At 61.6% G+C, this 6,593-nt stretch carries 6 protein-coding genes; 4 read left to right on the top strand and 2 right to left on the bottom strand.

Annotation, left to right across the window (positions count from 1 at the left end; translation table 11 throughout):
* The first annotated feature begins 112 nt into the window (after positions 1–112).
* The 3 genes from DS839_RS03165 to DS839_RS03155 all read left to right on the top strand — a co-directional run bounded on the left by DS839_RS03165 (position 113) and on the right by DS839_RS03155 (position 2,803).
* A complete protein-coding gene (locus DS839_RS03165) occupies positions 113–490 on the top strand; it encodes a dCTP deaminase domain-containing protein (protein ID WP_119268812.1) in 378 nt (125 codons plus the stop codon).
* A 438-nt stretch (positions 491–928) separates the two neighbouring features.
* Positions 929–2,224, top strand: a complete 1,296-nt coding sequence (locus DS839_RS03160) for a L,D-transpeptidase family protein (RefSeq protein ID WP_119268811.1) — start codon at positions 929–931, stop codon at positions 2,222–2,224.
* A 114-nt stretch (positions 2,225–2,338) separates the two neighbouring features.
* Positions 2,339–2,803: a nuclear transport factor 2 family protein gene (locus DS839_RS03155; RefSeq protein WP_119268810.1), complete on the top strand. Its 465-nt coding sequence runs from the start codon at positions 2,339–2,341 to the stop codon at positions 2,801–2,803.
* Between the two features lie 9 nt (positions 2,804–2,812).
* On the opposite strand, the gene DS839_RS03150 is transcribed toward DS839_RS03155, so the two are convergent.
* Together DS839_RS03150 and DS839_RS03145 are read right to left on the bottom strand one after the other, a co-directional pair.
* On the bottom strand, positions 2,813–3,883 hold the full coding sequence (locus tag DS839_RS03150; RefSeq protein WP_119268809.1) for a class I SAM-dependent methyltransferase: 1,071 nt from the start codon (positions 3,881–3,883) through the stop codon (positions 2,813–2,815).
* A gap of 38 nt (positions 3,884–3,921) precedes the next feature.
* On the bottom strand, positions 3,922–5,502 hold the full coding sequence (locus DS839_RS03145) for a serine hydrolase domain-containing protein (RefSeq protein ID WP_119268808.1): 1,581 nt from the start codon (positions 5,500–5,502) through the stop codon (positions 3,922–3,924).
* A gap of 182 nt (positions 5,503–5,684) precedes the next feature.
* On the opposite strand from DS839_RS03145, the gene DS839_RS03140 reads away from it, so the two are divergent.
* Positions 5,685–6,389 (top strand): tellurite resistance TerB family protein, encoded by a 705-nt coding sequence (locus tag DS839_RS03140; protein WP_119268807.1) that lies wholly within the window; start codon positions 5,685–5,687, stop codon positions 6,387–6,389.
* Positions 6,390–6,593: the final 204 nt, after the last annotated feature.

Below are 6,593 nucleotides of genomic sequence, written 5' to 3'. Positions count from 1 at the left end.
CGCAACCCGCTACGAAAAGACCGATGCTTGCTTTGCCGGGTTCATCAGCCTCGTCGCCGCTTTCTTCGCTATCCGCTGATTGTAAACAGGCCCTAGTGCATGTTAAGCGACCATCGACGGCCGAATAAATCTCGACAAAGATGACTTCCACATTCTCGCGACTCGCGAGGAGGTTGGCGTGCCTAGGCAGTTAGCCGCCGAAATGGTGCCTTATGATACAAGTTCTGGTGAATTTAGGGTTCACTATGCCGGCTTCTTTGACCCTGGATTTGGATGGAGCGAAGGAAAAGCTGGCGGCAGCCGTGCTGTGCTCGAGGTAAGATCGTACGGCGTATCTTTCACGCTAGAGCACAATCAGATTGTGGGGTGGCTACGCTACAGTCAAATCGCAACTGGAAAGACCGATCGTGCATACGGCACGGACGTTAGGTCCAACTACCAAGGTCAAGGTGTTGCTCTGGCTAAGCATTTTAGACCCTGGCCCCGATAAGGCGGCCTGAAACGGTCATAGCCGTCGCTTCGCCAATGAAGGTGACAAGCACTAAACTAAGTCACCTCAGAAGTTTGGGCAAACTCGCTGAATCGCCCAAGCGGGATGCTCGCATTCCGGAGGAAGGAAGCGGAACGGCTGGACCAGGCTGTGTTTTGGGGCTTAAAGCTTCAGCTGCAGTCCAAATACCACCCGCCGTCCCCTCCTGCTTAGGCGAAGATCGAGAAGGCGCCAGATCAGGACGACTTTCCTTACGGCAGATGCGATTGGAGCTGGGTTTCTAACTTTGACCAGGGTCGATGCTTCGAACCCATCCGGGCTCACCAAGGAAATCAAGGAGTTGCAAACCCTTGTCCGACCTTAATATCGGCTTTTTTCACTGGGATAACGCGAAGATGTCCCAGGAAATTAAACAATTTACGCTTAGTTAGGCCCTTGATGGAATCGATCCCGCAATTTGCTCCTCGTCGCGGCGTAGCTGTCGCTGCCCTGCTCCTCACCCTCGCCTCGGCGCCGGTTTTGGCGCAGGACACCCCGGACAGCGCGTCGCCGGCCCCGGCCGCCCCCAAGGCGTCGACGTCCAGCAAGCTCGCGACTCACACCCAGATCGTCGCCAATAACGACGAGCTGGCGATGCTGACGGGGGGCTCGGAACAGGCGCTCGCCGATGCGATCGTGATGTACAGGCAGATCGTCAAGAATGGCGGCTGGCCCCAGATCACCAGCAAGAAGCTGGCGAAGGGCGCCAAGGGCGAGCAGGCATTGTTGCTGCGCCAGCGGCTGATCTTCGAGAACTATCTGCCCTTCGACACGCTGGGCGGACCTGACGCCTCCTTGTTCGACGCCGATATGGTTGCCGCGGTGAAGGCTTTTCAGATCAATCATGGTGTGGTGCCGACCGGCACGGTCGGCGATCGCACGCTGAGCGAGCTCAACATCCCCGCCGAGGTCCGCCTCGCCACGCTCATGGAAAACGAGCCGCGGGTCTCGGCCTATGCGCAGGACCTCGCATCGCGCGCCATCCTGGTCAATATCCCCTCGCTCCAGCTCGAGACCGTCGAGGATGGCCGGGTCTTCTCGCGTCACAACATCGTCGCCGGCAAGCTCGATCGCCCCTCGCCCACGCTGCTGAGCACGGTCAGCGACGTGACCTTCAATCCCTATTGGAAGATTCCGGCCTCGATCGTCGAGCGCGACATCGTTCCGCACTATCTCAAGGACTCGAGCTATCTCGCCCAGATGCAGATCCGGGTGTTCGACGGCGTCGACGGTCCGGAGATCGACCCTTCGACGATCGACTGGGCGAATACACCGCCCGAACGCTATTTCTTCCGTCAGGATCCAGGCGAGAACAATGCGCTCGCCACGGTGAAGATCAACTTCCCCAACGACTTCATGGTCTACATGCACGATACGCCGCACCGCGAATTGTTCGGCAGCAATGCGCGGTTCGAAAGCTCGGGCTGCATCCGCGTCGATCAGGTGCAGACGGTCATCGACTGGGTGCTGCGCAACCAGGCGGACTACAGCCCCGATCAGTACGGCCAGATCATCGCCAGCCGGCAGCCCTTCGAGCTGAAGGTCGAGGATCCGCCAAGCGTTCGCTTCATGTATCTGACCGCATGGGCGACGCCCGAGGGTGCGGTCAATTTCCGGCCCGACATCTATCACCTGGACGGCAAGGGCTTCGTCCTCGGCCAGCCGGAACCGCAAGGCGTCCAATCGACGAATTGAGCTCATCGCTATTTACCTTTGCCGCAGCCATCGATTGCCATGGCGCTCCCGCCCCTTGCGTAAACTCTGGATTTGGTGACTATCTTTGCCGGGCCAACGGCAAATGAGAGTCCTATGACCAGAGATCGGCAGCACACATCCACGCGCAGGGATTTTACCATCATCGCATTGGCGGGCATCTCGGCCCTTGCCGCGGGCGCCGCCGACGCGGCGGAACCGATCTCGCCCGAAGAGGCTTTGAAGGCGCTGGATCCGTGGGCGGATGCGATTGTGACCGGCGATCCTGCTGTGGTCGAAAAGGTCCTGGCGCCGGAATTCCAGATCTTGCGGTCGGACGGCAGCGGCCATGACAAGACGAGCTATCTGAAATTGCTTCCGAAGCAGCGGGTCCGTTCCCAATACAGCGACATCATCGCGACGGGGACCGACAATGTCATGGTCGTGCGCTACAACATAGACACGGACCAGACCATCGAGGGCAAGGAAGTCAAAGGAATTTCACCGCGTCTCTCGGTGTTCCGGCGCGACGGCGACCGCTGGCTGATTTCCGCGCATGCGAATTTCGCCCCGCTGAAATAGCCGGCCGGCTCATCGATCCTTGCTCACGGCCACCAGTCCGAGCGGGATGGGGAATTTTTCCGGAGCCGCGGCGAGTCGCGTCGCCATGCCGTTTTCGATTCGGGCTATGAAGTCGGTTCTGCGGTCTGTCGCACCGCCAAGGGCGGCGGCCAGCGTCGGCAGCACCGACGCCCGCGAGAACGCCGCCCAGCGGGCGCCGTAGGCCTTTGCATCCCGATCGCGCTCGAAACCCTCCCAGATCGGGTCGGGGCCTGAAAACACCTCGGCGTGGTCGAGCGACAAGCCCGCGAAACGTCCGTCGTCGAACGGGTGCTTGAGCTGCGCAAGGCCGCGGCCTACCGTCGGTATCGCCATCGAATTCAACTCGGCTTCGCTGATGAAGCCCTGGCGCACGGCTTGCCGGAGCGCGTCATACATCGCCGCGAGGATCGGCCCATAGCCGAAGTCGCCATCCGGGGTGAGCGCCATCGTCAGCACGACCAGCCGGCCGCCGGGACGAAGCTCATCCGCGCGGTGCGCCAGGAATGCACGCCAGTCCTCGGCCGACTGCCGCTCATAGAGGTCCCGCACCGTTTTGTCCGCGCTGACGGAAATATGGACCTGGTCGGGGATCGGGGCCGGTGCCCGGCTCAGCCATTGCACGGCCCAGGACGACCAGCCGAGCGTGACGCTCGCCGGCGGCAGGACCTGTTCGTAGAAGCTGCGGCCGACGGCCGACGCGAAGCTGGCCGGGTCCTGTTTGAGATAGCTGTCCGGATCGCTGGCCAGCGCCTCGAACAGCGTGCTGAAATCGCTGGCGGGAAGGTCGTTGTGCACGACTGAGATTGGCCGGCTGGGTCCGGTGCGCTGTCTGATCGCGTGGATCGCGGCACCGATCTGGCCAAACGAGCTGTGACCTTGCGAAGAGCCATAATCCGCGATGACGATCGGCTCGGCTGCGGGCGGCAGAACCACTCGGGCGGCCGCCTCCTCCCACAGCGGCAAGGCCGGTGAAGCACCGGCCTGCTGGACGCCGGAATGGCGGTTATAGGCACCCTTGCCCTCCATGGGGGCAGGTTTCAGAGCGAAATCGGTGCCCATTTTGCTTCGGCCTCCAGCAGCCAGCTCGATGCCTATGGTTATTCGTTGCGCGTAAATATGTAAGACTGGCCATTGTCGGGAAACAGGACATCGAGCCGGTTATAGTGCCCGGCTGGATCGACCTGGAACTCGGCGAAGCCGATGGGCGTCGGCCCCAGATTCGCCGCGACTGCGGCGAAGCGGTCCTCCGGGCGCAGGATGATGTCAAACAGATACCCGCCCCGCGGCTTGAAATCGAGCACCGCGCCGGTCCGCTCGAGCTTGAGCGCGAGAGCGCCGGCGTTCTCTGTCAGCGTCGCATCGCCGAAGCTGCCATTGCTGAATGTCCCGGCCAATGGCTTCAGGGGCGGAGTCTCGACGGCCGCAGCTGATTTCGCGAAGATTGCGGTCGATGCGGCTTCACCCTCTTTGGCCGCCTTGAGCTTGAGGGCGACGAGATCATCGACCGTGTTGCCGAGCAGCTTGTGGAGGACCCATTCGCCGAGAGCGTCCGGCAGACCGACATTTGCTTCGTTGGTCAGCACGATGACACCGACATCCTTGTCGCGGACCGTGCCGATGAAGGCGCCGAAAGCAGGGGTGCCGCCATTGTGCCAGACGATCTGGCCGTTCGGCGTGAGCTGCACGACCCAGCCCATGGCATAGACCAACTTGTCGGAGACCGGTACGCGCGGTGTTTTGGTGAAGGCCAGGGCCTCCTCGGTCACGATCCGTTTCCCGTCGACCACGCCGCCGGCGAGATGCAGCCTGACCCAGGTGCTCAGATCCTCGATATTCGAGTTGATGGCCCCGGCGCCGGCGAAGTCGTAGGGAAAGATCTGCGTGAACGGCACTTCGACCGTGCCCGTCGACGCCCAGCGGTGGCCCTCCGCATGATTGGCGTTGGCCTCGATGTCCTTCGCGGTCAGCGATGTGTTCTTCATGCCCAGCGGCTCGAAGATCGTTTCCCTGACGACGCTGTCCCAATCGCTCTTGCCGAATCGATCCGCAACGATCTGGCCGGCGAGCATGTGCGTGATGTTGGTATAGGAGAAGCTCATGCGGAAACTGGAAACCGGTTCCACGGCACGCAGCGAGCGGATCATCTCGGTTTGCGTCGCGCCAAGCAATCCGACAATGTCGTTCACCTCTCTCGGCAGGCCGGATCTCTGCGTCAGCAGCTCGAACAGGCGGAATTCCCGCGTCACCCAGGGATCGGCCATCTGGAAGTCGGGATGGAGATCGACCACCTTGTCGTCCCAGGCGAATTTTTTCTGGTCGACGCCGATCGCCATGGTTGTTGCCAGAAAGGCTTTCGTGGTCGAGCCGATCTGGAACACCGTCTTTGTGTCGACGGGCTGACCACCCTTCTGGCGAACGCCGAAGCCTTTGGCGTAAACCAGCTTGTCTCCGGTAACGATGCCGATGGCGAGGCCAGGATTGTCGAACAGCTTCATGCTGCTTTCGATATAGGTCTCCAATTCCGGCGTAATCGCCCTGACCTTGTCGGCCATGCCTTGCGCGTGCGCGACGCTCGGGACGCAGGCGATCAGCAAGGTGGCGATGAGGATGCGCGGAAGCCAGCCCGGCTCGCGGCGCAAGGCTGACAATGGATGCAAACGGTCACGGCTTTCGATCATCACAGTATCACCCCCGGTTCAGGACAGCTCGAAACCCGGCTGCAGTCGAGAAGGTAAGCTGCTTTGCGCCGGCGCGCCACGAGAAACCAAGGCGGGGCGGTCGGCACGGCGAGTTGCCTTCGTCATGGGGCTCATTCATAAAGCTTGAGACCAAATGGCCCGGGAGCCGGATGGGAGGAACTATGCGATCCTATCCATGCCTGATCATCGGCCTGTCCCATGAGGGCCGTGCCGCCTATGTGAAGCAGCACATCCGGGAAGGCGACGAGATCACCCTGCAACGTTCCGGCGAGCCGGGGGCGATCGCCTGCTTTCATGGGCCGAACTGCATTGGCCATGTACCGCAAGGACGGCAATGGGTGAGCCGCTCGCTCTCGGAAGGCGACCGTCACCAGATCAGGGTCACCGGCTTCGACACCAATGATCGCGGTGAGCTCGCAGGCGTCGAGATCGAGATAACGATCCTGGGCGAGGAAGGGCCGGATTCCGATCCTGGCGCGAAATCCGTCATCTCGGAGATCGGCGATGAGATCCGCATCCTGGCCATGGTCGCCGCGGCCGACGGCCTGGTTGCCGCGCCGGAGAAAGCCTTGCTGGAGGAATTCGCGGCTCGGCGGGCGCATGAAATGGGCATCGCCGTAGAGGCGGGCGAAATCGAGCATGCCGTTCGCTGGGCCCGCCGCAAATCGGCCGATAGCCTGGATGCCGCGCGTATCATTGGCAGGCTCGCCACCGAGCACCCGGCAGCGTTACCCGTCATGTTGGAGGAATGCGAGCTCATGGCCGAGATCGACGGCAAGGTCGGCCATGAGGAGCGGCATGTCGTGACCACGCTCCGCAACCTGCTCCAGCATGGGCTCAAGCTGGCGAAGGACCGGAACGGCTAGGAATGTCCGTGTAGCGACGGTCTGCCGCCCAGCGCCCTACTCCTTCCAAACAATCCTAGCCAAGGTTTAGACATCTGTTTTCAAATCAAGACAGTTTGTGTTATGCAACGCCGTCCGGGCATACCGGGCTGGGAGGACGGCAAAAACCCTCCAAGTAAAGGTCATCTGGTTCGCGCTCGGTCTGCCCGGGTGCCGCTATGGTCG

This window comes from Taklimakanibacter deserti, from assembly GCA_003574785.1.
This window is presented reverse-complemented; position numbering and strand designations above follow the sequence as displayed.